Annotated in this window: 2 protein-coding genes; one reads left to right on the top strand and one right to left on the bottom strand. The window is 39.5% G+C overall.

Features of this window, described 5'->3' with window-relative positions; genetic code table 11:
* Positions 1 to 226 precede the first annotated feature (226 nt).
* Positions 227 to 637, top strand: a complete 411-nt coding sequence (locus tag IIB50_02840) for a hypothetical protein (GenBank protein ID MCH7530027.1) — start codon at positions 227 to 229, stop codon at positions 635 to 637.
* A gap of 90 nt (positions 638 to 727) precedes the next feature.
* Here the strand turns inward: IIB50_02840 and IIB50_02835 are convergent.
* On the bottom strand, positions 728 to 1,206 hold a 479-nt coding region (locus tag IIB50_02835), incomplete at its 5' end, for an NAD(P)H-dependent oxidoreductase (protein MCH7530026.1).

Genomic DNA, 1,206 nt, shown 5'->3' with positions numbered 1-1,206 from the left:
TTTGGCAGTCCTACAATTCCTATTGATAAGGACATAGAACACTACTGTACTATATTTTTGTTTTATAAAACAGATTTCTTTCATCCGCTCAGTTTCGCGTCCAGTTGAGACTAGCTCAGCGGAACAAGTATTGACATTATTTTATATTATGATATTATAAAAGCTAGTCTTTACCATAGTGGGAAGGCAATTAGAGGTGTTTAACACCAAGAGAGGTTAATTGACAATGAAAGTGACTATAAATTTTGGGCCGGATGGCCTGGACCGTGGCACAATCCAATATTCATCGGGGATTGTTTTTTATTCTGGAGTTATGTCTGCATTCAAACAGCTTGGGGATTTGCTCGTTCAGGAAATTGAAGTTGTGCGTGCCACTCCGTCAGACCCACCTGCCGCAGATAAATTTTCTGTAGATCTTGAAGTGGTTCTTCGTGATCCAAGCAATAATAGTAGTCGTCAGGAACGACTCCGTTGTTATAATCTTGGATCATCATTTGATGAAGATACTGTCAAGAAAGCGGTTATCGATTTGGTGCAGGCCCTGTTTAAATCAAAGGCTAAACGCATCATTTATGCTTATAATGAAAACAAAGCCCAACTTGCCTCATTAGATAAATGCATAGCAGGGCCAATGTAACTTTCTCTAAGTAGTTTCGACTACTATTACTCCCCGAGATATTTCGGGGAGTTTGTTTTTTTATATAACCCCAAAACTAATTTACCTCTTTTATATCCCCTCTTTACCGAGGTTGTGTATCTTTTGTTTCCATTGGTCTTTTTTTTGCTCTGTTACATATTCGGTTGGACCAAAACTTGTAATTCGAACTGGCGCAATGCCACAAAAGCCTAAAATCCCTTTTGAAATTTCATTAGTGTAATCTCCAAACCGTATTCGTATCACAAATGGGTAATATGTCCCCGACGAAATAATGACACGCGCGCTCTTACCTTTAAGTAGCGGACGTGCACTCTTGCTCTTTCCATCAATACTAAAGGCAAAATTTGGCAAAAAAGTACGGTCAAACATACCCTTCAAAATTGCCGGCATCGTATTCCACCAGTTGGGATAAATTATTACTATGTGGTCTGCCCAGCTGATATCATTCTGAATCTTCACTAAATCCGGCTCAAGCTCCTGAATTTCTTTGTATCCACGGTGTAGAATTGGATCAAATGACAAATCGCCAAGATTTGCTCTGCGCACCT

It is taken from the genome of Patescibacteria group bacterium (assembly GCA_022560785.1).
Lineage (GTDB): Bacteria > Patescibacteriota > Minisyncoccia > Phycocordibacterales > JADFSL01 > JADFSL01.
Note: the sequence above shows the minus strand (reverse complement) of the source record. Positions and strands in the feature narration are given on the sequence as shown.

Excerpts from the sequence above, each read along its gene's own strand:
- IIB50_02840 (MCH7530027.1), top strand. The coding sequence starts at position 227 with ATGAAAGTGACTATAAATTTTGGGCCGGATGGCCTGGACCGTGGCACA.